This window comes from Olsenella uli DSM 7084, assembly GCF_000143845.1.
Taxonomy (GTDB): domain Bacteria; phylum Actinomycetota; class Coriobacteriia; order Coriobacteriales; family Atopobiaceae; genus Olsenella; species Olsenella uli.
This window is the reverse complement of sequence record NC_014363.1, coordinates 125,321-149,658: the sequence shown is the minus strand read 5'-3', so window position 1 is coordinate 149,658 and position 24,338 is coordinate 125,321. Positions and strand designations below refer to the sequence as shown.

General features: G+C 60.8%; 22 protein-coding genes and 1 pseudogene. 2 read left to right on the top strand and 21 right to left on the bottom strand.

The annotated features are described in order from the left end of the window. Positions 1–6: 6 nt before the first annotated feature. From atpE to OLSU_RS00600, 19 genes and pseudogenes are all read right to left on the bottom strand, one after another. Positions 7–201: an ATP synthase F0 subunit C gene (atpE, locus tag OLSU_RS00685; RefSeq protein WP_013251017.1), complete on the bottom strand. Its 195-nt coding sequence runs from the start codon at positions 199–201 to the stop codon at positions 7–9. Positions 202–295: 94 nt separating this feature from the next. Beyond that, on the bottom strand, positions 296–1,093 hold the full coding sequence (gene atpB / locus OLSU_RS00680) for a F0F1 ATP synthase subunit A (protein ID WP_013251016.1): 798 nt from the start codon (positions 1,091–1,093) through the stop codon (positions 296–298). 293 nt (positions 1,094–1,386) lie between these two features. After that, complete coding sequence (locus OLSU_RS00675) at positions 1,387–2,043, bottom strand: DUF4125 family protein (protein WP_081439211.1); 657 nt, start codon at positions 2,041–2,043, stop codon at positions 1,387–1,389. Positions 2,044–2,117: 74 nt separating this feature from the next. Continuing rightward, positions 2,118–3,053, bottom strand: a complete 936-nt coding sequence (locus tag OLSU_RS00670) for a DUF4037 domain-containing protein (protein ID WP_187287198.1) — start codon at positions 3,051–3,053, stop codon at positions 2,118–2,120. A 145-nt stretch (positions 3,054–3,198) separates the two neighbouring features. After that, on the bottom strand, positions 3,199–4,110 hold the full coding sequence (locus tag OLSU_RS00665; protein ID WP_013251013.1) for a response regulator transcription factor: 912 nt from the start codon (positions 4,108–4,110) through the stop codon (positions 3,199–3,201). After that, a complete protein-coding gene (locus tag OLSU_RS00660; RefSeq protein ID WP_013251012.1) occupies positions 4,110–6,083 on the bottom strand; it encodes a cache domain-containing protein in 1,974 nt (657 codons plus the stop codon). Before OLSU_RS00660 ends, OLSU_RS00665 begins: the two co-directional genes overlap by 1 nt. After that, a complete protein-coding gene (locus OLSU_RS08985; RefSeq protein ID WP_013251011.1) occupies positions 6,084–6,821 on the bottom strand; it encodes a helix-turn-helix transcriptional regulator in 738 nt (245 codons plus the stop codon). 172 nt (positions 6,822–6,993) lie between these two features. Then, the gene (locus OLSU_RS00650; protein ID WP_013251010.1) at positions 6,994–7,941 is read right to left on the bottom strand and encodes an indoleacetate decarboxylase activase; all 948 of its coding nucleotides are present in this window, start codon (positions 7,939–7,941) and stop codon (positions 6,994–6,996) included. A gap of 146 nt (positions 7,942–8,087) precedes the next feature. After that, on the bottom strand, positions 8,088–9,425 hold the full coding sequence (locus tag OLSU_RS00645) for an MFS transporter (RefSeq protein ID WP_013251009.1): 1,338 nt from the start codon (positions 9,423–9,425) through the stop codon (positions 8,088–8,090). A gap of 180 nt (positions 9,426–9,605) precedes the next feature. Then, entirely contained in the window at positions 9,606–12,242 is a 2,637-nt protein-coding gene (locus OLSU_RS00640) for an indoleacetate decarboxylase (protein WP_013251008.1), read from the bottom strand. A 298-nt stretch (positions 12,243–12,540) separates the two neighbouring features. After that, the gene (upp, locus tag OLSU_RS00635; RefSeq protein WP_013251007.1) at positions 12,541–13,182 is read right to left on the bottom strand and encodes a uracil phosphoribosyltransferase; all 642 of its coding nucleotides are present in this window, start codon (positions 13,180–13,182) and stop codon (positions 12,541–12,543) included. Between the two features lie 194 nt (positions 13,183–13,376). After that, positions 13,377–13,856, bottom strand: a complete 480-nt coding sequence (gene rpiB / locus OLSU_RS00630) for a ribose 5-phosphate isomerase B (RefSeq protein WP_013251006.1) — start codon at positions 13,854–13,856, stop codon at positions 13,377–13,379. 459 nt (positions 13,857–14,315) lie between these two features. After that, positions 14,316–15,890 carry a peptide chain release factor N(5)-glutamine methyltransferase gene (gene prmC / locus OLSU_RS09840; RefSeq protein ID WP_013251005.1) on the bottom strand — a complete coding sequence of 525 codons (1,575 nt, stop codon included), beginning with the start codon at positions 15,888–15,890 and terminating at the stop codon, positions 14,316–14,318. Between the two features lie 2 nt (positions 15,891–15,892). Continuing rightward, positions 15,893–16,960, bottom strand: coding sequence for a peptide chain release factor 1 (gene prfA / locus OLSU_RS00620; RefSeq protein WP_013251004.1), 1,068 nt, complete (start codon positions 16,958–16,960; stop codon positions 15,893–15,895). Between the two features lie 145 nt (positions 16,961–17,105). After that, positions 17,106–18,809, bottom strand: coding sequence for a hypothetical protein (locus OLSU_RS00615; protein WP_041548752.1), 1,704 nt, complete (start codon positions 18,807–18,809; stop codon positions 17,106–17,108). Positions 18,810–18,889: 80 nt separating this feature from the next. Then, positions 18,890–19,624 carry an AAA family ATPase gene (locus OLSU_RS00610; protein WP_244851754.1) on the bottom strand — a complete coding sequence of 245 codons (735 nt, stop codon included), beginning with the start codon at positions 19,622–19,624 and terminating at the stop codon, positions 18,890–18,892. Positions 19,625–19,631: 7 nt separating this feature from the next. Then, a pseudogene (locus OLSU_RS09865) lies at positions 19,632–19,778 on the bottom strand (ATP-binding cassette domain-containing protein); the annotation flags it as partial. Further along, the gene (locus OLSU_RS00605; RefSeq protein ID WP_013251001.1) at positions 19,778–20,137 is read right to left on the bottom strand and encodes a GntR family transcriptional regulator; all 360 of its coding nucleotides are present in this window, start codon (positions 20,135–20,137) and stop codon (positions 19,778–19,780) included. The gene OLSU_RS00605 and the pseudogene OLSU_RS09865, both read right to left, overlap by 1 nt. 184 nt (positions 20,138–20,321) lie before the next feature. Beyond that, positions 20,322–21,740 (bottom strand): NAD(P)/FAD-dependent oxidoreductase, encoded by a 1,419-nt coding sequence (locus OLSU_RS00600; RefSeq protein ID WP_013251000.1) that lies wholly within the window; start codon positions 21,738–21,740, stop codon positions 20,322–20,324. A gap of 205 nt (positions 21,741–21,945) precedes the next feature. Here OLSU_RS00600 and OLSU_RS09565 point away from each other — a divergent pair, with 205 nt between their 5' ends. Continuing rightward, on the top strand, positions 21,946–22,110 hold the full coding sequence (locus tag OLSU_RS09565; RefSeq protein ID WP_013250999.1) for a hypothetical protein: 165 nt from the start codon (positions 21,946–21,948) through the stop codon (positions 22,108–22,110). A gap of 42 nt (positions 22,111–22,152) precedes the next feature. Further along, a complete protein-coding gene (locus OLSU_RS00595) occupies positions 22,153–22,833 on the top strand; it encodes a trigger factor (protein WP_081439208.1) in 681 nt (226 codons plus the stop codon). A 74-nt stretch (positions 22,834–22,907) separates the two neighbouring features. Here the strand turns inward: OLSU_RS00595 and OLSU_RS00590 are convergent, their stop codons facing one another. Continuing rightward, positions 22,908–23,387: a PTS sugar transporter subunit IIA gene (locus OLSU_RS00590; RefSeq protein WP_013250997.1), complete on the bottom strand. Its 480-nt coding sequence runs from the start codon at positions 23,385–23,387 to the stop codon at positions 22,908–22,910. A 33-nt stretch (positions 23,388–23,420) separates the two neighbouring features. Then, the gene (locus OLSU_RS00585; RefSeq protein ID WP_013250996.1) at positions 23,421–24,308 is read right to left on the bottom strand and encodes a class II fructose-bisphosphate aldolase; all 888 of its coding nucleotides are present in this window, start codon (positions 24,306–24,308) and stop codon (positions 23,421–23,423) included. Positions 24,309–24,338 lie beyond the last annotated feature (30 nt).

The window sequence follows — 24,338 nt, the reverse complement described above, 5'->3', positions numbered from 1 at the left end:
AAATCCCTAGGAGGCGATGAGCGTAACGACGAAGCCGATGAGCGCCAGCGCCTCGACGAAAGCCGACGCAAGGATGAAGGTCGTAAAGAGGCGACCCTGGACCTCAGGCTGACGCGCCATGGAAGTGGTGGCGCCATAGGCCGCCAGGCCAATGCCGATAGCAGCACCGATAACACCAAGACCGTAACCAATGACTCCCACGTTTCCTCCTTTGTCATTCGCCCCTAGCAGGACGAGTTCCATGACTTGCTATGCAACAGCGGGCGTGGCCCCGCAGTTAGCCAATCGATCAGTCCTACTCGCTCTCGACAAGCTGGATGTAGACGGCCGAGAGTAGCGTGAAGACGTACGCCTGGATGATACCGACGAGAATCTCGACCAGATAGATAATGATCAGAAGAACGACCCAGAAGACAGAGGCGCCCGCCTGTCCCAGGGCGGCCGCCGAGAAGCCCTGCAGGAGCGGCTCGACAAAGAGGGACGCAAGGATGGCAAAGGTGCCCATGACGACATGGCCTGCAAACATATTGCAAAAGAGTCGAACGGCGAGGGTGATGAGACGCAGGAACGTCGAGACGAGCTCGATGGCCCAAACGAGCACGTTCATGGGGAACGACACGCCCTTGGGCGCAAGGCTCTTGATGTAGCCTAGGATGCCCATACGCTTGCACCCGACTACGATGAAGTAGGTGAAGGAGCAGAAGGCGAGTGCGGCAGTGACGCCGATGGTGCCCGTACCGGGATGGCAGCCAGGGATGACGCCCACGATGCTGTTGCAGACGATGAAGAAGAAGATGGCTGCAAGGAAGGGGAAGTGCCTCTTCCAGGTGTCGCCCAGGATGGACTTGCACATGTCATCGCGAACGAACTCGACGACGTACTCCATGCCGTTCACAAAAATGCCCTGCGGAACCAGGCCGCGCGCCTGCCTCTTCTTGAACATGAGGACACAGGCGAGCAGGAGCGCCAGCGCAACGCACATCCAGAAGATGTAGTTGGTGAGGCCAACGGTCGTGTCACCCACGATGGCATGGGACATAAAGCCCTCGAGCAGCTCGTCCATCTCCCCTGAGAGCTTGTCAAGCGGGTTCACTAAAGATCATCCCCCCAGAATGTCACAGCAATCCATCTCTGTCAGCAGACGTAATCCATTTTGCACACGGCATCATATGACTGGGGAACCAGCCGGGCAAGAGCCACTCCGCAATCACATGTTCGCAAGTATAGCGCTTGCCGCCAAAAGTGCTAGAAAATGCGAGGCCGGTGTGGCGATACCACAGGGCAGCAGGCACATCGCATTTAAAGCGCGGGCAGCCTCCACCTCCGTCCGACAGTCTTTTCCTTACCAATCCGCATGCGACGCCAGGCCCGTCGCTCGAGTGCCTTCTACCCTGCATGGTTTTCTTCTGTCATGCGTTTGCGGAAATCCTTGTCGGCAGCATCGAACGAGGCCCATCCCTGCAGGCGAGCCATCCTGTCGTAAACCGCCATGCTCCCGTTCGTCCCCGCTGCCCTCTGCATGCGCAGGTGCTCGACATACAGACGAAGCGTGCGCTCAGAATAGATGGAGAGCTCTCCGTATAGATAGGTATCGAAGGCCGTGCCCGAAATCGCGCTCCCATCCTCAGATGCCTGCGTAAGGCTGCGCGCACGGTGTCGCAAGAGTGCGTACCTCTCGTACAGCTCCTCCTCCCACGGCATGACAATGCCCATCGCCTCATCCATGAGCGCCCTGCGGGCATCGGGCAGCGGGGGCATGTCGATGGCACCGGGCATGGTTACCTCCATCATGCGGGCATATTTCTCACTCATGAGGTTTACGCCCTGGGATGCCGCTCGCTCCAGGTCACCCTTATAGCTTTCAAGCATCTCCGAGGTCCATGTCGCATACGACGCCTCCCGCATGACCGAGAACTGGTCGCGATCGTTTTGGCAGTCGGCCTTGCCCCCAATGTTGTTGACGCTGGAGAACATGTCCCATTCCATGCATTCGATGTCGGCGATGAGCGTCTGCCGCATTGCCTCGTCCCTACTTCCTTCCATCTCTCCCCCTCGCCGATGTAAGCGTTAGCCCTCTTCCTCGTAGCCAAAAATGCCCGCTGCCTGCGCACTTGATGCTATCGTGCCATCATGTAGGGCAGGGACGCCACTGTTGCGTCGCCTATCGTTTCGTGCAGCCCCTCCGCCTCGCTAACCAAGAAGCCGTCGTTGGCGCGCGGTAGCCCGTGGCACTCGAAGGCGACTAGGAGCGCCTCGCATATCTCGTCGACCAAATCAGCGCAGCGAAGGAGCGCATCGTCTCCGTCCAGATGCACTTTGGCCAATTGGCCTATGCGAAGGCAGAGCGGATGCGCCCCAGGAAGCTGCCCGGCCTTCTGGTACAGCCATTTGTTGAACGGATAGTGCCGCCCGTTCAACGAGAACAGAAGGCGCAGCGCACATACCAAAAAGGAGCTGCGCATGAGTTCGGCTGTCGGCACGTTTCCCCGCTTAAGCGCGCGAAGCAGGTTGTATTGTCCTGCCTGACCTGCCCCAAAGGCGTCAATTGACATCCTTCGCAAGAAGATGTCCTGCGGGCACTCGTCGGTCAGCGCGTTGCGAAAGTCGGTGAACCTTCCCGGTCCATCGGAGAACACGCGGCCGTTGACGGCGACCGCCAGCCCATATACGGGGGTCGCCAGCCACTCGTCCATAGATGCCGGGACATGATTCAATCCGATAAAGCGTCGGTAGAACTCACCCGTCTCAAAGATGCCAAGCCGTGGACCCGCAAAGGGGAGCACGGGATAGTCGCAGGTCTTCTGCGCCTGCGCTACGAGTCGAGCGACATGGGCCCCCATCCGCTCGCGCTCTGACGCGCCTACGACATCGTCGGATACCCACAGGCACAACCCCGCCCCCCAATCATGATCACGTGAGAGCACGTCGTCTGTGCCCCAGCATTCAGAGCCCTCCCCGACCCTGCCCACCGCGACACGACTGGTCACGCCGGGAATTTCCCGCTCGATCTGGGGAGCGACAAGTTCTCTCCAGAGCCGTTCGGAAAGCTCCATGCCTACGGCCTTGCCCAAGTCGCAGTCGACATCAGCACCTGCCGTCCACGCGGCATCAGCTGGCGCATCGGAAAAGCAAGCTACCATCTCTTCACTCCCTTGGCAGACGATCGCCCATACGAGTCAGGTCACCTTTCTTTGGTGGCTATGTGGAGATGAGGCGCGTGACGAAGGCTACTTCTTCGGACGGGAGAAGGCCCGCCGACACCTCATTCGTGAGTGTCGCACATGCGGCCTGCACCGAAAGGCCTTCGTTTCCGTAGAGCAGTCCTTCGAGACGAGTGCATACGATGGCGACTTTGACGCATGCAAGGACCTCCGTATTGAGATTTGCGGGATAGTCCTCGCTCTGCAGGGTGCAGTGGTGGTAGCGCACCACCGCATCGATTATCTCATGACCGAATGCGCCCACGATCTGCAGGCTGCGTATGGCATGCTCGGAATGTGCCGTGAAGTTGTTCTCGACGGCAACGCTCGCGTCATTGCAAGCCACGTAGCCTATGTCCCTGAGGAGGAGCCCCCTGCGCAGGTCGCGGACATTTCCGCTTGGAATGCCCATCACCACAGCCAGGCGCTCGGCAAGGTCGGCGCATCGGCGGCTGCTCATGGTCGAGCCCGCGCACCTAAGCTCAAGGGCTGTGAGCATGGAGGAGATCACCGTGTTCAACGAGACCATCTCGTCGGAGTTCACCTGCGCCGACAGCAACGCCTTGATGCGCGTGAGGAGCTCCACGCGCTTGAACGGTTTGCTGAGGAACCCGTTGGCACCGGCCTCAAGGGCGCGGATGCGCTGGGAATCCTCATTGAGGACGGTGAGCATGATTATGGGGGTGTTGCGAAACTGGGACATGCTGCGCAGACGCTCGCAGACCTGATAGCCATTAAGGGCCGGGAGCATCACGTCGAGGATGATGAGGTCCGGGTTCTCGCGCTTGCTCACGTCCAGCGCGGACCGACCGTCCAGCGCGGAAACCACAGTGTAGTCGTACCCCTTCAGGATTTCGGTAATAAGCGTTAGGCTCGCAGGGTCATCTTCTACGACCAGGATCTTCTTCATCAGTCCGCCTCCTGTCCATCCTTTTTGTCAGGCTTCCTATTCGAGCAGAGTGGAAGTACGACGCATGCGTCCAGGCCGCCCCCCGGCGCGTCTTCAAGCCAAATGCGGCCGCTGTGCATCTCGACCAAGTCCTTTGTGATGGCAAGGCCGAGACCGGCGCCCTTGTAGATGCGCGTATAGCTGTTGTCAGCTTGCTCGAAGGCCAGAAAGACGCGCTCTTTCATGTCGTTGCTGATACCGATGCCGTTGTCGATGACGTGTATGAACACAAAGTTCTCCTCCACAAGGGAGGCCTTGACTCGGATGCGGCCTCCGTCAGGGGAGAACTTCACCGCATTGGAAAGCAGGTTGAGCAGGATCTGATGGACTTTCTGCTCATCCCAATAAGCCGTGTATCCATCCAGCTCGTCCGCGACGATGACTTCGAGTCCCTGCCCTCTCTCGTCTGCAAGCGGACGAATCAAATCGACGGGGTTCCTGATCGCCTCGATAACGCTTACCCGAGAGAGCTTGAGCTTGTCAACGCTTGTGTCGAGCTTTACGAGCTGGAGGATGTCGTTGATGAGGTCGAGGAGATGCCCCCCGCTCTCAATGATGATTTCTGCGTACCTCGTCTGCGTCGCGTTCAGATCGCCCGCCACATTCTCTTGGAGAAGAGAGGCGAACCCGATGATTGAGTTGAGCGGCGTGCGCAGCTCATGCGAAATATTGGCCAGGAACTGCGACTTGTGACGGTTGGCTGCCCTGAGCTCGTCGACCGTATTGGCGAGCTGGGCGGTACGTGCAGACACCTTCTCCTCAAGACGTTGGTTCTTGTCGGTGAGCTTGCGGGCCATGACATACATGTCATCGGCCAAGGAGACGATCTCCGAGGGCACGCTCGACCTGCTTCGAAGCATGTCAGAGGAGGGCAGCTCCCCTTTGGTGATGGTCCGCGAGATATCCTGAAGATCGGAAATGGGGCGTGTGATCATGGCGGTGAGCTTGCGTCCCAAAAGGGCCGCGCATATGAAGAACGCGGCCGCGACGAGAACAAACAGGACGTAGTGGCTGGCGGACAGACCGGAGATCATGAAAATGGGCGAGCCTACGCCGATGTTGCCGATCACTCGGCCGGAATAATCGGTTATTGGGCCGGCAACGACGACGCCTTCGCCACCGTCCACCATGGATACCTGCCCGCGCCAGATGCCTCCCTTGTTGATGACGTCTACGAAGTCGCGCCTTTGGGTGGTTCCCGCAGGATACGAGAAGCCATTGGAGGATATGTTTGAACAGATGCGTACCCCATCCGTAGTTCCCACAGAGAGATAGGTTCCTGGGACGGCGTTGGTGTAATCGGTGGGGAACTCATGGTTGTTGTTGAGAAGATAGCCCTCGACGACGGCCCCGACAAAGGTCTCGCCGCTGTATATGGGGCATACGGTAATGTGCACGTAGGCATCATTCAGGCTTCTCGCCGTTGTTCGGTCAATGATGACTCGCGCTCCATCCCGCAGTGACTGACGGCTGTCTTTGAGCCTGTCCGCGGCGATCACTTCGGTTGTCGTTATCGTCTCGCCCTCTTGCTTTACGGAATCCAGCAGGTACGCGAGGGGCCAGCTGCTTCCCGCAACATGTACGTTGCTGGCGATCACCGTTCCGTTGGAGTCAACGGCAACCGCATAGCTCTCCCCCATATCGAACTTGCAGCGTTCAAGCACGCGGCTCAACTGCGAGACGTCACTGTTTTCGATCAGTGAGGCCACGCCTTCGTATTCGATTACCTCAAGAAGCCTCGCGCGTCCGATGGCGTCCTCAAGATCGAGACGGTCGTATGCCGTCTGCAGGCAGACATCCAAACGGGCAACCACGCTGCTTATGGTCGAATCACGGGCGAGCCACACACCGATGACGATCACCAGTATGAAGATGGTCGCGAGAATGCACGTTATGCCCGTATTGAAGTATGTGGATATCTTCCGTTGCTTCATTCAGAGCACCTTAGCCCCATAGATGGCCAGCTGAGTCCGGTTCGCAAGGTTGAGCTTCTTGAGAATACTGCTCACATGCAGCTTGACTGTATGCTCGCTGATGAAAAGCTCCTCGGCCACTCGCTGGTTCGACATGCCCACGCACACAAGGCGCATCACCTCTCGCTCTCGTTTTGTGAGCCTTCTCAGCTCTGCCATGCCGACGGCACCCGTGGCAATGAGGTCTTGCTGCTCCTGTTCTGTAAGGATCGAGAAGACCAGATCGAATACGCTCGCGACAAGACGTACCTTCTCCTCGAACTCGATCTTGTCATGAAGGTCCATGCCACTGACGATCGAGGTGACCGTGCGCTTCTGCTCGACCTCGACGCCACCCGCCCCTTCATACGCCGGATTGTGCACGGCGAGAAAAAAATAGCGAGCCTTCTCTTCATGTAAGCCCGCCCACATTGACTTGCCAAGCGGGACGATGGCGCTGAGCAGGCCGAAGGGGCACATCGAGACCATGACGTCACCCGGATCTAGGTCGATGACCCTGAGTATGAATCGTTCGCAGATGTCAGGATGTGCCCCTCGGTTTGTCAGGCAACGCGTATGCCCATTGGATTCCACGGTGAGCGACTTGAGGTCATCCCGACTGAGAATCCTGATGCTGATGGAGAAGAACTGGGACAGCTCGTCTTGCAGGCGCTGCAGTTTCGCCATTGCACTCGATGAATTTTCCTCAAGATGCGACATCGACCTGCTCCAATTGCCGAGAGGTTTAAGGAGGTGTTGATTGTCTCCGAAGTGTCGTATGGGCGGGCGCCACAGTCTCCTCAATGGCTTTGCCATTCGATGGCATTACCGCCGCCGTGCTTGCTGACGATGGTCCCTGGCTCCTCCAATCCGGCAGTCCATCAAGGTCCAATCAGTTGATAACGCACTCGATCCCATGGGCTTCTATGACGTCAGCCAAGTGCCTCATATGCCCATCGTCGGGTGGCTGGACATGAGGTAGCTGATAGACGGTGCCAAGGCGCTCGTGCTTGGGCACGCCAAGCTTGTGATACGGCAGGATGTTTATCTTTGTGAATTGACACGACGCGGCAAACGCGGCGATACCGCCAACGTTCTCGTCGGAGTCTGTGTACCCAGGTATGATCGGTATGCGCAGGCACATGCGCTCTGGGCATACATCGCCAATCAGGCGCAGGTTCCTGAGGATGATCTCATTGTCCACACCAGTGATTCTGCGGTGCTCGGCGGAGTCGATAATTTTGCAGTCGGTAAGGTAGTAGCTTACGAACGGCATGACCGTCTCGAGGTTCCTCGTGGGAACGCAGAGCTCGGACTCAAGGGCAACGCTATACCCCTCATCTCGGCACCTACCAAGCAGCTCGGCCAAGAACTCAGGATAGAGCAGCGGATCCCCACCGGATACGGTGACGCCTCCCTTACCCCGGAAGACAGGAGAGTCGCGACGAATCTTATCCATTACGTCATCGACGGTCATTTCCTTCCCGGAGACGGCGAGGGCTTCCTGGAAGCATGCGTCCACGCACTCATGCGTGGTGCACTTATCACACTTGCCACGGTCATACCGTACGTGTCCATAACGCTCGATGTCCTCTGGCGCAGTATAGGCCGTCACGGCCCCATGGGGGCATGCCCTGGCACAGCACATGCACCCTATGCACTTCATCTTTGTGTAAAGGAGCTGCGGGCTGAACTTCTGCGACTCGGGGTTGGCGCACCAAGGGCACCTGAGCGCACACCCCTTGAAGAAGATGTTCGTCCTGATCCCAGGTCCATCATGCGTAGAAAAGCTCTGCACGTCGAAAATCACGGCCCTGAGCTCTTTGCCCTTGCCGTCCATGCTTCGGCTCACTTCCTTCGAAACCCACATGCCCTACGTAGACTGTCTCTTTTTCGAGGCTCCCCCATCGAGAGGGCCCGACTCCGACATGGGGTCATGCCCAGGTATCAACTCTTTACCTGGGCATGACCATATGAGATAGGTCCCTAACGACCCCAGACCTCCTCACGCGAAGGCTGCCTGACGACGTTCATGAAGAGGCATGCCAGCAGATAGAAAACGACAGCCAGCCAGATGGCCACGAAGTAGCTTCCCGTGGCGTCGCGGAGGGCGCCGGCGATATACGGCCCGAGCCCTGCTCCGCCAGCCATGCCAACCAGCGAGATGAGCCCCCAGCACTGGGGCATCTCCTTACGACCGAAGACTACGCCCACCACGCCAGCCACAGACGGGATGTACATGCCGTAGAAGAAGCCGAAGACCAATGCATAGACTATGAATGCCCAGATGGTCTCTCCCCCACCGGCAGTGAGCCGGACCCCGTAGTTGAGCCAGAGCGCCATGGCGGCGCAGCCTATATAGGAGACGGTCAGAACGCGCTTGCGGGCCTTGAGTGGATCACCGAGACGCTTGGTGAGCTTGTCGGTAAAGCCTCCGATGCCGATTGCGCTGAAGATGAAGACCAGACCTATGAGGCAGTAGATGTACGTGGCTTGGACTTTGTCGTACCCCAAGTCAGTGGTGGTGTAGTTGATCGCATGGGAAAAGACGATGAACTCGGCGAAGTTCGAGCAGAACCACAGGAGGGAAAGGAGCCAGAATGCCTTATGGCGAACGGCCCACTTGAAGGGCACGTAGAACTCATCGGCCTTTTTATCATCCCCACCAGCCGCCTTGCGGGCCTGGCGCTCCATAAAGGCGTCGTAGCCAAGCGGTTTCTGACCGACCTCCTCGGGCCTCATGACGGTGAACTGCGACGCAACGCCGATGCCCACGATCAGGATGATTGCGAAGACCCTCATCATTGTCTGCCATGACTGGCCTGCGATGAGATTCATGGACACTATGGGGCCGAGGCACATGGCAACGCCGGCGGCACCCGTAGTAAGACCCATGGCGATGCCAAGTTTGTCTATGAACCACTGCCGGACCATTGAGGTGACGGGTGCCCAAAACGCACCAGAGCCGATACCGGCGATAACGCCGTAGAAGAGCCAGTACTGCCACGGTTCCTGAGCGAAGCTGCAGAGGAATAGCCCGAGGGCCATTATGCAGCCGTGGAGCAGATACGTCTTCTTGCATCCCAGCTTGTTGATATACGTACCGGTCAAGAAGGCAAACAGCCCGTAGAAGACCATGAAGATGGAGCTGCCGAGCGAGACGACGCCGGTGGACCAACCGGTGCTGGCAACCATGCCATGGATAAGCGTGGCAAATGAGCCGCGCACCATCATATGGCAGAGGACAATGACGACGGCAGCAGTGGTCACACTCCAACCGGAGAACCTGGCGGTTCCGGCGTCATGCTCAGAATTCGTATTCACCTTTTTTCACCTCTAGCCGTTTGATATGAAACAAATGAAGGCAACGGAGCGGCAGGGGCGCCGCATGAGCGCACGTCCATGACGTGCGTCCTGTACAAGACCGGAGGGGAAGGTTCCCGCTAGGCACCTTCCCCTCCCGAGTCACTAAATCCTCAAGGGGATCAAGCGCGGAGATGCTTGCTAGAGAGCGTCGTACTCGGTACGAGCAATGACCTCGTCCTGGATGGGTTTGCCGAGCTCGTTCCAGTAGGCTGAGAAGCCGGCGACACGGACCATCAGGTCGCGATAGTTCTGCGGATGATCCTGGGCGTCTCGCAGCATCTTCGAATCCACGATGTTGAACTGGACGTGATAGCCGCCCATCTGGAAGTAGCTGTGGATGAAGTCCACGAAGTTCCTCGAGCCCTCGTCACCGCGGATGGCAGTCGGATGGAACTTCATATTGAGCTGCACCGAGGCGAACTCGGTCGGATCCAGCTTCACGCCGGAGCGGATGAGGGCGATCGGACCGTTCACGTCGGTGCCAGGCGAGGCGGACAGGATGCCGTCGCACAGCGTCACTCCGGAGAGACGACCGTCAGGGGTAGCGCCGGTCACACGACCATGCGGGCCATGGGCGGATATGGAAAGCGCGGCGGTGATCCAGCGGTAGCCGTTGTAGGTGGTTTCGGACGCGGTAACGCGGTCGTAGTCATGCCAGAGGTCGACAAAGATGTCGTCAACGAAGTCATCGTCGTTGCCAAACTTGGGTGCGTTGAGGACATCTCGGTGGATATGGGCGTACTTCATGTGCTTTTCAGGGTCGATCTCCTGGTTGAGCATGGAGAAGTTGCCCTTCTCGGCACCAAGCACGAAACCGAAGTTATTGTCCATGGCCTCCTTGAACTCATCCCAAGTGTACTTGTGGTCCTCGAAGACGAGCTTCTTGATGGCCGCGAGACCGTTGACCACGTTAACTGTACCGGAGTCGAGCAGCGTGACGGAACCGTTGTAGCGGCAGCCGAGATTGTCAACCGGGCGGCCGGACTCGATGCAGTCATGCATGAGGACGGAGCCCATGATCTTGGGGTGGATGTCGCGCTGGCAGGCGACGACCTCATTCCAGTACTGCATGTAGACATGCATGAAGTGCTCGCGGATCTTGATGAAGTTGTCCCAAAGGTCCTCGTACGTCTTGATGGGGACGATGCCATCCATGACCTTGATGCCCGTGCGGGGGTCGACGCCTTCGTTGCAGGCAAGCTCGATGGTCTTGCCCTCGTTGTAGAAGGCCGGGTGGGCGATGGGGTGACCGGTACCGGCGAGGCCGTTCTCGACGCAGCCGGAGAGCGCACAGTTGCGGGCGTCCTCAAGGGTGATGCCCTCGTCGCGATACATAGCGAGGTTGTGTTGGACCATCATGTCATAGTTAAACCACGCGGGATACCCGTTGCCGGCCTTGGTGCACTCGGCGGCCTTGATGGCGAGATGGTCTGTCGTCTTGTCGGAGAGAAGGATCGAGAGGGTCGGTTGCGGGGTGGGCATGTTGATGCCGGCCTCGAGGATGAGGTCCTCGATCTCGTTGTCGGTGCACTTGCCCGTCTTGGGATCGAGGCCGCCAACGGCAAGGTTCATGAACGAGTTCGAGGAGGCCATGGCCGCCCAGAGGGACGGGGTGATGTACTCCTCAGTCGAGAATTTGATACGGAGCAGCTCCATGACCTCAAGGGCCTGTCCCTTGGTGATGCGCCCCTCGGCAAGATCCTTCTCGTAATAAGGCTCAAGGAACTTGCCCCAACGGCCCGGGGAGACGCCGAGGGCAAGGGAGTCGGAGATGACGAGGATCTGGGTGGTCCAAAGGGCCTGGACGGCTTCCATGAAGTTGCGGGGTGCTTCGGCAGGGACGCGATCGAGGCGTTCTGCCATCTCGAGAAGCTCGGTCTTGCGTGGCTCGACCGCAGTCTCGGCAAGGCGCCGGGCCTCGACCGCATAGTTGTGGGCCCAGGCGATCGCGCCCTCGCAGGCATAGATGCAGCCTTGCCAGAAGAAGACCTTGTCGGCGACCTCCTTGGTGGTCACCACGGTCTTCTCGATCTTCTCGCGGCACTCCTCGATTACCCTGTTGAGGCCCCCGAGGGCAACGTCATAGGCGGGAATCCAGCGGCCGTCACAGCCGGCATGCAGGCCCGACCCCGGGAAGAGGCCGACCTTCTTTGCGTTGACGTAGTCCTGGTAGTAGGGGAAGGAGGTCTTCATCCAATCGTCGGACACGTTCTCAACGCAGCGCGTCTTCCAATACTCGAGGACCTCAAGCATCGGCTTGACCTCCTCCTCGCGGATGGAGAACAGCTGGCCGACCTTGGTCCACCCTTCCTCTTCGACCGTATGGGCCTCATCCTTGCCCTCGACGGAATACAGCTTTGCCTCTTCCTTCTGGTCTTCGGCCTGGGTGAGGAAGGAGATCATGAAGTCAGTGGCGAATTGGGGGACCTGGGTGGCACCACGGTCATAGCGCGTCTTGGACATGGTGATGAGCTCGTCCTCACGGATAGCCGGCGTGAGGTGCTCGAGCATATACTTATAGGCAAGCCCCCTGCGGACATAAAGCGGCTTGCCTTCATGCTCGCGCCATGCCTTGGTATATGCGATGGGCGCCTCCATGTCCATCTTGCACTTGGCATTCATGAAGCGTTCCTTCATGCGCCTGGTGCGGTCGGTCGAAGGAGTGCCCTTGACCTCCTTGTCGACGACCTCGCCGCTTTCCTGCAGCTGATTCTTTGCCGGCCACGTGGCCGTCTTACCGGTCTGCAGCATCTCGAGAACCAGAGACTCCTCCATGTTTCCTCCTTCAAGTTACCTGCCGATATAAACGGGCACGGCCTGCCGACCGTCTCTGATGATCGACAGGCCTTTATTGGTGCCAAATCTATCCGGCTCGGAGGAAAAGCGACATTGGCCGAACTCACGGTTTTTCGAGGCCACGGTCCCCTTCCCCCTGAGAAAGTAATACGGGCCATCAGGGGGATAGGACTTTCGTATTATCGCGATACGCACGGCCACACGGCAAGGCACGGCCTCGCCGCTACGAATGTCGTCAATCTATTGGAGTGCGCCTACGGAATCGTGCGCGTCCGGTCTACTTCGTGCCGTAGATGCGGTCGCCAGCGTCGCCCAGCCCTGGAAGGATGTAGGCGCTCTCGTTGAGCTGACGGTCAAGGGCACAGGTGTAGAGACGGACCTCGGAATCGAAATCCAGCACGGTCTTGACGCCCTCGGGCGCGCTCACCAACGTGAGGGCACGCACGTCCTTGACGCCCGCCTCCCGCAGGAACTGGATGGCAGCCGTCAACGAGCCGCCCGTGGCGAGCATGGGGTCGACGATGAGGCAGATGCGGTTCTCGATGTCATCCGGGAATTTGCAGTAGTACTGATGGGGCTCGTGGGTTGTTGGGTCACGATACATGCCCACGTGCCCGACGCGAGCCGAGGGCACGAGTTCGAGGATGCCCTCGACCATCCCCAGGCCGGCGCGTAGGATGGGGATGATGGCGACCTTCTTGCCGGAGATCTTCTTGCAGACGGTCCTCTCCAGCGGGGTCTCCACCTCGACGTCCTCGAGTGGGAAGTCGCGCATGGCCTCATAGCCCTCGAAGATGGCGAGCTCGGTCACGAGCTCGCGGAACTGCTTGGTACCCGTTGACTTGTCGCGCAGGATATGCAGCTTGTGCTGGACCAGCGGATGATCGATAACCGTAAGGCGCTTCTCGTCAAACTCCATTCAGGATCCCTTTCCTCGGCTCGCGTGCATCGCCCTCTGTCATTCGGGCCGATTCTACCGTATCGCACTACGGGGAGAAAGCGGGCCGCACCCGGCAGGAGCAGCTGCACGGCCGATACCAGAGGACCCCCCGCCACGGCGCGGCGGCGCGTGGTGCTGACGGTCGTACTCCCCCTCGCAGCCCGTCCCAGTGGCTACCGGACGGGGATGGGATCCTCCCCCACGCCCTGGAAACCGGGATCGTCCTCGCGCATGGCCTTTGCGACGCGACCCTCGTGGCGACCCCCGCCGAACTCGGTGGCAAGAAACTCGTCGACTATCTCCTTGTTGGTCGCGAGGCTCGTGAAGCGTCCCGAGATGCACAGGACGTTTCCATCGTTGTGCTCGCGAAAGAGATGGGCGAACTGGGGCGTCTGGATGACGGCGGCACGGATACCCGAGACCTTGTCGGCCGTGATCGCCATGCCGATGCCCGTGCCACAAATGAGGATTCCCCTCTCGGCCCCGCCGGCCGCCACGTAGCGCGCGACCTTGTCGGCATAGTCAGGGTAGTCACAGCGCTCGGCCGAGGCCGGACCCATGTCGACAACCTCATGGCCGAGGCCGGCGAGGTACGCAACCAGGGCGGGCTTCTGGTCGAAGCCGGCGTGGTCGGAGGCCATGGCAATCTTCATGCGCGAGGTCCCTTCTCTGAACGGTGCTAGAGGTTCCGTGGTCTCATCTAGGAACGTGATGTCCTCTGGCAGTCTATCACCCAAGGTCCCGTCAGCACTCCCATGGCGTTGCGGGCATCGGGCAGCGGGCATTAGGGACATGGCACGGCAGACGGGAGGGGTGCGGCGCGGAGGAAGGCCGCAGCTCCCAACTGCCGACTCCGGCCGGCAGTTCCGGCCGGCAGAAGCGCACGCTTCCGGTCATCCGAGGCGCACACCCCTGGAAGTGAGTACTTTTTTGGCCTCCCCGGGACCCCTGGCACCCGGCAGACGCGCTACTCTCGGCATCACCGCAGGTACAGGGCTTGCTGAGATTTCTGGAGGTGTGCACTGGCACACACTTCCGATGGTCCTGCCGCCGACGATGCGCACTTCGGGCTGTCCGCGGCGCCATCGACGTCCGTCCCCGGACCCTGGGCTCTACGCCCAGGCGTCAGGGTCCGCCACACGCATGATCCCCACGCTTGGAATGGCCCCCTCCCGCAGGACGCGCGGATCCGCCCCGGTGCAGTCCACGATGGTCGATGCGGCGGCGAGGGGTGACGGGCCACCATCCAGCACAAGGTCGACCTCGCCCGCGATGCGGCCCTCGATGCCCTCCCCGCTGGTGGCGGAGGAGGCGCCGTGCGTGTTGGCGCTGGTGATCGCCAAGGGCGCACCCACCTCGCGCGCTATCTCGCGCACCAGGTTCGAGTCGGGCAGGCGCAGCGCAATCGTACCGTCGTCCGAGCGTCGGTACTCGGCAGGCACCAGTGGGCTTGCGCGCACGACCAGCGTGAGCGCGCCCGGCCAGAACTCCCGCGCGAGGGCGTAGGCCCACTTCGGCACCCTGTGGCCGAAGCGCTCCAGGTCCTGCACGTCGGCGATGAGCCATGGCAGCGTCTGGGACAGGGCGCGGCGTTTGATCTGAAACGTGCGGGCATGGCCTGGGTTGCCCGGCGTCGCCGCACACCCGATCCCATAGACGGAATCCGTGGGGACCACGATGACGCCCCCATCGAGAAGGACGCGTGCGACATCCCTGACGACCATGCGCTCCGGCCGGTCCTGGTCGACCGCGAGCAGCTTGCGGGGCCGGACCATGACACCCCCTGCCGCAAGGTCGCCCTCGCGGACGGCCACGAGGACACGTGGTCGATGCGTGAGGTCCTCTCGGACCTCCACCCGAGCCCAGCCACCCTGCCGACGGCAGAGCTCGGCCGCGACTTCCGCGTTCGTCTCGAACAACTCGCATGCGAGCATGCCGCCGGGACGCAGCATGTCCGGTGCAACCTCAAGCAGGCGGCGAAAGACGTCGAGGCCGTCGGCACCGCCATCGAGCGCAAGGTGGGGCTCGAAGCCTACGACCTCGCGCGGCAGGGTGGGCACGACATCCGAGGGGATGTAGGGGGGGTTGGACACCAGCACGTCGAAGGTCCCCTTCAGCGCAGGGTCAACCCCCGAGGCGAGGTCGCACGTGATGACGTCGACCGCGCGGGCAAGCCCCAGGGCGTCACGGTTGCGCATGGCAAGGGCAGCGGCCGCAGGCGAGAGGTCCGTGGCAACGACGTGGGATCCCGGCCGCTCGGACGCGATGGAGCAGGCTATGCAGCCGGTTCCCGTCCCCACCTCGAGGACCTGGGCGTCATGGCCGGCTGCGGCGGCCACGTCCACATGCGCGAGCACGGCATCCACCAGGACCTCGGTCTCGGGACGCGGGATGAGCACGCCCCCCTCACAATGCAGGACTATATGTCGAAACGGCATCTCGCCCGTCACGTACTGCAGTGGCTCCCCGGCACCACGACGCACGACCGCATCGTGCATGCGCGCAAGCTCGTCGGCAGAGAGCGGACGATCGAAGCTGGTGTAGAGCTGGACGCGGCTGAGGCCCGTCACGTTGGAGAGCATCCACTCCGCAGAGAGGCGGGGTCGCCCGTCGGACCTCCGCTCGAGATAGCCGATGGTCCAGTCGAGCATGCGACGTATGGTCCAGGCCTCGGGCTCCATGGCCATAATCAGACGGCCCGTGCGAGCTTCTCCGCACGCTCGGCCGCAGCCAGGGCGTCGATGACCTCGGGCAGGCGGTCCCCCAGGAGCACGCCGTTGTAGGTACTGTTGAAGCCAATGCGATGGTCGGTCACGCGGTCCTGCGGCTGGTTGTAGGTACGGATCTTCTCGGCACGGCTGCCGTGGCCGATCTGGCCCAGGCGTGCGGCGCCCTGCTCGGCCTGCTGCTTCTCGAGCTCCACCTCGTACAGGCGGGCGCGCAGCATCTCCATGCAGACGGCACGGTTCTGGATCTGGGAGCGCTGGTCCTGCGACTGGACGACGGTGTTGGTCGGAAGGTGCGTGATGCGAACGGCCGAATACGTCGTGTTGACGCACTGGCCCCCGGGGCCCGAGGCACAGTAGGTGTCGATGCGCAGATCCTCGTCCTTGATCTCGATGTCGATCTCGTCGGCCTCGGGCAGGACGGCCACGGTGGCCGTTGAGGTCTGGATGCGGCCCTGGGACTCGGTCTTGGGGATACGCTGGACGCGGTGCACGCCACTCTCGAACTTCATGACCGAGAAGACCTTGTCGCCAGTGACCTTGAACTCGATGGTCTTGAAGCCACCGGCCTCGGAGGGACTGGACGAGAGGACCTCCGTCTTCCACTTGTGGGTCGAGGCGAAGCGCGCGTACATGTTGTAGAGGTCACCGGCGAAGATGGCGGCCTCGTCGCCACCGACGCCGGCGCGGATCTCGACGATGGTGTTCTTCTCGTCGTTGGGGTCGCCCGGGATCAGCATGACCTTGATCTCGTCCTCGAGGGCAGGCAGCTTGGCCTCATTGGCACCGATGTCCTCCTGGAGCATCTCCTTCTCGGACGCATCCGAGGTCTCGCGCTGCATCTCCTTGGCAACCTCGATGTCATCGAGGGCACCGACGTACTCGCGCGCCTTGGCGACGAGCTCGGCTTGGCTGGCATGCTCTTTTGCGATGCGCGCGTACTCCTTGGGGTCAGAGACGACGGTGGGATCGACCATCCTCTTCTCGAGCTCCTCGTACGCGGCGATGAGCTTCTCTAGCTTGTCTCGCATGGTAGTTCTCCTTGCAAGTGGGCCGCGGCGTACGGAATGCCGTACGGTGACGCGGCATGATTAGTCAGCATTGCAAAGTCTACCACCACAGGGGTGCTTCGATTCAGGTGGGACAAGGGGACAGTCCCTTTGTCCCACCCTTGTCTCACCACTCGGCAAACTCGAGGCCGTAGCGGGAGCGCAGCCAGGCAACGGTGTGGGACGTCGCACCTTCGCTGAGGTAGATGGTCGTGTCGCTGGAGTTTTCGTCAAGCGTTGCAGTTGGATAGAGGCCAATGCTGGCACGGTACGGCGTATCGACCGCCACGCCCAAGAGGCTTCCCGAGCTAGCCTGGCCCTGGTAGGTGTAGCCGGAGTAGTAAAGGCTTCCCGTCAACTGGTATGCAGGCATCGCGCAAATCACGCCGTTCTCAGCGATATCCTCATCGAGCGCCTCGCGAAGCGCCACGCAGTCCCCGGACGAGACGACCTCGCTCCGCCAGGGTGCATCCCCTTGAAAGCCCGGCGCGCACTCTTGGTAGCTCACGACCACATACGACGAGCCTGCGCTGCGCAAGACCTTATCTACCTGACCGCGAAGCACCTCCTCGGTTATGGGATCTTGGAGAGGGCTCTCGACTGCGTGCACCATCCTGCCGTCCTTCATCTGGTATGTGAGAGTCACCGTGTAGACGCTCGAACCCATTGGCTCGCCGCCAGCAGCGGCAATGTCTGCAAGCTCGCTGTGCAGCTGGCACACGCGCCCGATGCCCTCCTCATCCTCAAAGGGCACGGAGATGTCAGAGATGGCCGCACTCTTGACGTCTGCAGGCTTGGGTATGAAGGCTGCGGCCCCTGCGGCTGGGGCAACGCAGGCAATGCTCGCCACAAGGGCCACCCCTGCCATCACCACAAGCGCTGGAAAACGCTTGCGCAGGACGGCAAGGCCATGCCCCATGATGGCCTCGGTCGCCGCATACACCAATACCGAGAAGACCACGGGCAATGAACATGCCAGCTGAGGAGATGCCCCATAACGGACCGGGGATGTTCTCGCGAGCACAAGTCCTGCAATGGCAAATCCCACAATCGCGCTGGCAAGCACATTCACCACGTTGCGCACGACAGGACTCACAAAGGGGTCGCCTGCGCGCTCAAGGTTGCGACGGGCAAAGAGCAGCATCGCAAGCGCCACGCACGCGAGCCCCACAAGCGCATATACGGTCACGGCCTGCGTCAGCGCCGCGTCAAGACCAGGGTCTGGGAAGGGGCATGTGCTCGACCACGAGATGGCGACCCTCAAGAGATGCACCAGCGGACTTGCCCAATCAATCCCTCCAATGGATGCGTTTACCACCATTGGCGCAACCATGGCGTAGAGGGACTCCGCAATCTGCTGCGCGGCAAACGCGTAGAGATTTGCCAGGAGGTAGCACAGCAGGGCAAAGGCAGGCCAGCCCGCCAACTGCAGACACAGGGCAGAAATGCCACCAAAGGCCACGATGAGCAGGGCATGTCTTGCCATCCAAGGCAGTATCGCGGCCGCGTCCTGCCCAAAGCCGAGTATCGCGGCAAACACAAAGCCCGAAATGCCCACCGCGACGAGGAGAGGAATCACGCCCGCCAGGGCAACTGCCAGGAAGACCGCCTCTCTCCGCACCGGAAGCATGCCATAGAGCTGCACCGCCCTGCGGTCAAAGATCCACGAGAAGGCCCCATTTTCAGCCGCGAACGAGACGGCTACGGAGAGAACCAGTACACCCACGCCGGACTGCGCAAGCTCCTGCGCGGGGTCTGCGGGCGGTGTATGCCCAGCAATTCTCAGCGCCAGACCGACCAGCCAGAAGAGCCAGACGATAAGGTAGCCCACCCCCCAAGTATGCATACCGCTGGCAGGTGTCGAGAAAGAGCCCGACCACCGGTGAGGGAGCGCGATGCCCCTCGTACATCTCACATGATGCCATCGTCATCGCCTCCAAGCTCGCAGATGAACCGCTTCTCAAGCGAGAGTGGAAGAACCTCGAGATAGGACGGGTGCAGGGCGGTAAGCGCCTCTCGCACCTCGCCCACGCTTCCGCGGACGAGCAGCGTGAGCACGCGCCCCTCGTTGGACTTCTTGATAACGTTGAAGCCGGCAGGCAGGGATGCGCCTTCGGGCAGAATCACCTGCACCTTTGCGACGCTCTCCAAAGGCTGGGACAGGTCGATCTCCTCGCGCATTGTGCCTTTGGCCATAATCCCCAGGTGATCGCAAACGCCCTCGAGCTCGCTCAGGTTGTGGCTGGTAACGAGCACCGTAAGGCCGCGTTCCGCGACCTCTTCGAGCACCAGGCGCCACATGCGCCTTCTGGCGAGGGGGTCGATACCGTCCATAGGCTCGTCGAGCAGCAGGACGTCCGCGTGAATGGAGAGCGCAAGCCAGATGGCTGCCTGCGCGCGCATGCCGCGGCTGAGCTTGCGGAGCGGCTTCGTGTGGTCGACCTCGAAGCGCTTCTCCAGCTCGAAGTAGCGTGCGAGGTCAAAGGCGGGGAACATCGCACGGTAGAAGCCCGCCATGCCGTCCGCACTCTCGGAACCAATGAAGTAGGGCTCGCTGGGAACACAGGAGATGCGAGCCTTGATGCCTAGGTTTTCGAAGACCTTCTCGCCCAGGACGTACGTCGCCGGAGGTGGGGCACATGACACCACAAAGGTGCGAGATGAGCGTGGACTTGCCGCAACCGTTTGGCCCCACAAGCCCAAAGACCGCGCCCTTGGGGACGGTGAGACCCACCCCGTCGAGTGCAGGCGTGCCGTCGAAGACCTTCCGTAGGTTTCTGACCTCAATGGCCGATGTCATCACCCCTCGCCTCCCCCGACTCTTTGCCCAAGCTCCGCGGGCGTCACGCCCAGGGACTCGAGCTCATGGACAAGCTGGTCGAACCGCTCAAATAGCTCACGCCGACGCGCCTCCGCGGCGCCCGAGACGTCTGCGACGAAGCTTCCCTTGCCCCGCACCGACGAGATGCAGCCCTCTTGCTCCAGCTCGCGGTAGGCACGTTGGATGGTGTTTGGGTTCACGGCGAGGCGCGAGGAGAGCTCGCGCACCGAGGGGAGCTGCACCCCCGGCTCAAGCACTCCCGCCAGGATCTGCTGGCGATATGCGTCGCGCACCTGCTCATAGATGGGACGCGGGTCCTGGTAGCTAATCTGAATCACGGCACCTCCCGTCCCCGCGGTGGACAATCGGACGGCAGCACGGCCGAGCCGCTCGGCCGTTTGGCATCCGTCCTAACTGTATTAGTGAGTTTAATACAGTTAGGGTGGAGAAACCCCGCCACGTGGTTGGCCGGCAAGCGGTAGCAACGTGGCGGCGAACGCAGCGAGGGCCCTACGCCCTACCCTACTTGCCCCTGTCGGCAAGCTTCTCGCCCATGAGCAGGCCCATCACCGAAGCCATCATGAGGCCGCGGGTCCAGCCGGAAGAGTCGCCCAGGCAGTGGAGGTGCTGCACGTTGGTGTCGAAGTTCTCGTCCATCTGGACGCGGTTGCTGTAGAACTTGACCTCGGGCGCGTAGAGCAGCGTCTCGTAGGAGGCAAATCCCGGAACCACGCGGTCGACGGCCTTGATGAACTCGATGATCTCGACCATGGGGCGCATGGGCATGGCGGCGGTGATGTCTCCGGCCTCGGCATCGGGCAGGGTGGGCACCACGTTGGATTGCGAGAGCTCCTTGGGCCAGGTGCGCTTGCCGTCGAGAATGTCGCCGAAGCGCTGCACCAAGATGTGGCCGGCCCCCAGCATGTTGACGAGCTCGCTCACGCGCTGCGCATAGAGGATGGGCTTGTCGAAGGGGCTTTTGAAGTTGAGCGTGCAGAGCACGGCCACGTTGGTGTTGGGGCTCTTGCGGTCCTTGAACGAATGGCCGTTCACCACCGCAAGGCCTCCGTCGTAGTTCTCCTGGCTCACGAAGCCACCGGGGTTCTGGCAGAACGTGCGAACCTTGTTCTTGTAGGGATTGGGGTAGCCGATGAGCTTGGACTCGTAGAGCACGTCGTTCACGCGCTCCATGACCTCGTTGCGCACCTCCACGCGCACGCCCACGTCCACAGGGCCGGCCACGTGACCAATGCCGTGCTCGTCACACATGGTGCCAAACCAGCTCGCGCCACGGCGCCCCGTGGCGACGATCGTCTCGCCAGCCACAATGCGCCGTTCTCCGTCGCGACTGCGCACCACAAGGCCATGGCATACGCCGCCCTCGATCACGACCTCCTCGCACTCGGTCTCGAAGAGGGCGTTCACGCCGGCATCGAGCAGGTGCTTCTCGATGCGCGCGTAGAGCTGCTGGGCCTTCTCGGTGCCAAGGTGGCGGATGGGGCAGTCCACGAGCTTGAGGCCTGCGCTTATCGCGCGGCGACGAATCTCGACAACGTCATCTGCATGTCCGAGGCCCTCGACGTGCGGATCGGCCCCAAAGTCGAGGTACATCTGGTCGACGCGATCGATGGTGTCCTGCGCGAACTGATGACCGATAAGGTCGGGCAGGTCGCCGCCCACCTCGCGTGAAAGCGAGAGCTTGCCGTCCGAGAAGGCACCGGCACCCGAGAAGCCCGTGGTAATGCGGCACGGCTGACAGTGGACGCAGTGGCCCACCTTGGCCTTGGGACAGCTGCGCCTCTCGACGGGCAGTCCCTTCTCGACGATGGTAATGGAACGCGTGTCCCCTTTGCCGATAAGCCCCAGCGCCGTGAATATGCCCGCCGGTCCCGCACCGACAATCGCAACGTCCGTGTGGATGGTGGTGGTTGTGTCTGCCATGCTCCCCTTGTTCCTCTCCACGAGGTGCCACTTCTTGTGGGCATGTTATCCTCGCGCTCCCATTCTGCTCCAATTCGCGCAGCTGGTGAGCGCGGGGTGGCAAGGGGTTGCGTCAAGGGGTGCCGCGGATTTTCTCGGCGTTGGTTGGGCATACAGCCCAGAAGTCAGTTGCGCGCATGAGCCAACCGCGCAGCCAGGAGGATTCATGACCATCCAGAAGTCCGAGCCGCTTGTCATTGGGAACAGGGCGTTCTACACCCTCACCTCGTACGGACCGGTTGACGTGCAGGTGCACGTTGTCCACACCACGGACGAGGAGGTCGAGCTTGCCGTACGAAGCCTGGTGCGAGAGGCCGTCGGAACCGAGTAGGACCTCGCCGATCCCGCATGGGTAGCCGACAAGTTCGATGGCATCGAGAACGAGCGGCGCCTGCGCGAGCAGACCCGCGCGTATCTCAGCTCCCTGAGCGAGGACTCTGCCGAGGAGCAGAAGGCCGACACGTGTCTCGACGCGCTCGCCGAGCGCCTGTGCCAGTCGGTCCCGGCATCCCAGGTGGCGCAGGTGAAAGACACGCTGTTCCAGGACATCGCGCAGAAAGTCGCCACGACCGGCCAGCCCATGGAAGCCGTTCTCGCGCAGATGGGCGTGCGGTCCGACCAGCTCGATGCGATGCTCCAGGCCGTGGCCACGAAGGAGGTCAAGCACGAGGCGGCGCTTGACGCCTATACAAGCAAGAAGAACATCAAGGTCGACGAGACCGAGCTGCCACACCTGCTGCAGCTCTCCCCCACCGACGCGCAGGCCCTCATCGCCCGTGCGAAGGCGGTGAGCCAGATGGATCAGCTATTTGAGGCGGCCCGTCGTACGAAGGCTCTCGAGGCAGTGGTTGCTGAGTGCAACTGCACCTACGTGCAGGCAACCGAGGACGAGGCCAAGAAGCGCATGGAGGAGGTCGTGGAGGTCATGCGCCATCGAGAGGAGATGATGCGCGCAGCAGCAGGCTCTGCAGCGCGGGGCGCCGAGGGTATACACTACCGAGAACCTAGGTATTGCTGGAATGACGAGAATGCCGCTTGGCTGGATACCGGATAGTAAGCCCAACCCGCATATCGGGACCCCAACCAAACGGCATTCAAGGCCGTTGCCACCAAGATGAAAAACTGGGATTACTCCTTGCAGTGCTTTACGATGGTGTCAACCATCCCCTTCCCCGTGGTCTGAGAAAGAATGTTCTCGCACGCACTCGCGTCCATGAACACATTCATAAGCTTCTGAAGCACTGCCACTTGGTCCTCATCATGCGCTTTAAGCCCAAGGTTGATGATCAGCTCAGCCTGCACGGGATGGTCAACCATGGCAGCCATAGGCTCAAACGCCACCGGCTTCTTGGGTTTAACTACGGCAATGTAGGGCTTAGCAATGTTCTCGGGCTCGACGTGAGGAATGGCAACAGAAATGTTATCCGACTCGAGTCCCGTTGGGTAATTGTTCTCACGGGTGATTATGGCCTGGAGCCAACTGTCCTCGAGGTACCCCATGGGTGCCAGCTTCTCACGAAGCCAAGAAAATAGCTCTGTCCCAGTGGTCGCCGTGGCATCAAAGAACACGAGCTCCGGGCTGAAGAGCGAAGTGTCGAGTATTGCCATTGAATTCCCTTCGCTTGCTGCTGATGAGTCCTACTAAGCAAGCTGCTTGGCGCCGTTTGCGAAAACCTTAACAACGTGGTCGAAGTCTTCAACCAGACGGCTGTATGCAGCGCTTGTTAAATCGTGCCAGTACACTATTGCGTCAGCACTCTTGGAGCGCTTGGCTTCCATCTCAGCACAAGCGGCTTCGCCGGCATACTTCACTCCATAGGTGTAGTAGTTAATCTTGCGGATTCCCGAGTCAATCGCCTTCTTATAGTCCTCGTCCGATACGCCCGAGCCTCCATGCATGACCAGTGGAATCTTTACGCGGTCCCGGATGTCAGTAAGGACCTTGAAGTTAAGGTGCGGTTCACCCTTGTAAATCCCGTGTACCGTGCCAAACGAGCAGGCAAGAATATCCGTGCCCGTTGATGCGATGAAGTCTGCTGCCTGGTCAGGGTCTGTGTATACTGCGCCCGACTCCTCGGCAGTGCCACCCTCGTCGCGTTGACCTGCCTCTCGCGATCCCATTGAGCCAAGCTCGCATTCGATACCACAGTCAAAGCCAGAGCACATTTCTGCGGCACGCTGAGAATTCTCAAGGTTGACTTCATACGGCTCGAAGGACCCATCATACATAGCGCCGGTAAAGCCAATCTCAAGGGCGCGCCGCATGTAAGAAAGATGCTCGCAGTGATCCAGGTGGACACACAGCATGGCACTCGAACGCTCCGCAAGTGCAACCATGACAGGCCCAATGGAATCTAGGGGCGCAAGAGGTTCGTGTCCTTCAGCGTGGCTCAGGATAACGGGATGGTCAGTTTCCTCAGCAACATCAATAGCAGCCCTCAGGGCTTCAAAGCTCGGGACGTTGAAGGATGCAATGGCCATATTGTTCTGTTCAGCCACAGCGCATATATCACGAAGATTAATAATCATTGTTACTCCTGACGACAATCGTACTGTCGG

Bases quoted from the DNA above. Each gene is read 5' to 3' on its own strand.
- OLSU_RS00660 (WP_013251012.1), bottom strand. From the start codon at position 6,083: ATGAAGCAACGGAAGATATCCACATACTTCAATACGGGCATAACGTGC.
- OLSU_RS00665 (WP_013251013.1), bottom strand. From the start codon at position 4,110: ATGAAGAAGATCCTGGTCGTAGAAGATGACCCTGCGAGCCTAACGCTT.
- OLSU_RS00590 (WP_013250997.1), bottom strand. From the start codon at position 23,387: ATGGCAATACTCGACACTTCGCTCTTCAGCCCGGAGCTCGTGTTCTTT.
- OLSU_RS00640 (WP_013251008.1), bottom strand. From the start codon at position 12,242: ATGGAGGAGTCTCTGGTTCTCGAGATGCTGCAGACCGGTAAGACGGCC.
- prfA (WP_013251004.1), bottom strand. From the start codon at position 16,960: ATGCGAGACAAGCTAGAGAAGCTCATCGCCGCGTACGAGGAGCTCGAG.
- OLSU_RS00670 (WP_187287198.1), bottom strand. From the start codon at position 3,053: ATGGAGCTTTCCGAACGGCTCTGGAGAGAACTTGTCGCTCCCCAGATC.
- OLSU_RS00585 (WP_013250996.1), bottom strand. From the start codon at position 24,308: ATGATTATTAATCTTCGTGATATATGCGCTGTGGCTGAACAGAACAAT.
- OLSU_RS00600 (WP_013251000.1), bottom strand. From the start codon at position 21,740: ATGGCAGACACAACCACCACCATCCACACGGACGTTGCGATTGTCGGT.
- OLSU_RS00675 (WP_081439211.1), bottom strand. From the start codon at position 2,043: ATGGAAGGAAGTAGGGACGAGGCAATGCGGCAGACGCTCATCGCCGAC.
- OLSU_RS09565 (WP_013250999.1), top strand. From the start codon at position 21,946: ATGACCATCCAGAAGTCCGAGCCGCTTGTCATTGGGAACAGGGCGTTC.
- upp (WP_013251007.1), bottom strand. From the start codon at position 13,182: ATGGAGTTTGACGAGAAGCGCCTTACGGTTATCGATCATCCGCTGGTC.
- rpiB (WP_013251006.1), bottom strand. From the start codon at position 13,856: ATGAAGATTGCCATGGCCTCCGACCACGCCGGCTTCGACCAGAAGCCC.
- OLSU_RS00650 (WP_013251010.1), bottom strand. From the start codon at position 7,941: ATGGACGGCAAGGGCAAAGAGCTCAGGGCCGTGATTTTCGACGTGCAG.
- prmC (WP_013251005.1), bottom strand. From the start codon at position 15,890: ATGGCCATGGAGCCCGAGGCCTGGACCATACGTCGCATGCTCGACTGG.
- OLSU_RS08985 (WP_013251011.1), bottom strand. From the start codon at position 6,821: ATGTCGCATCTTGAGGAAAATTCATCGAGTGCAATGGCGAAACTGCAG.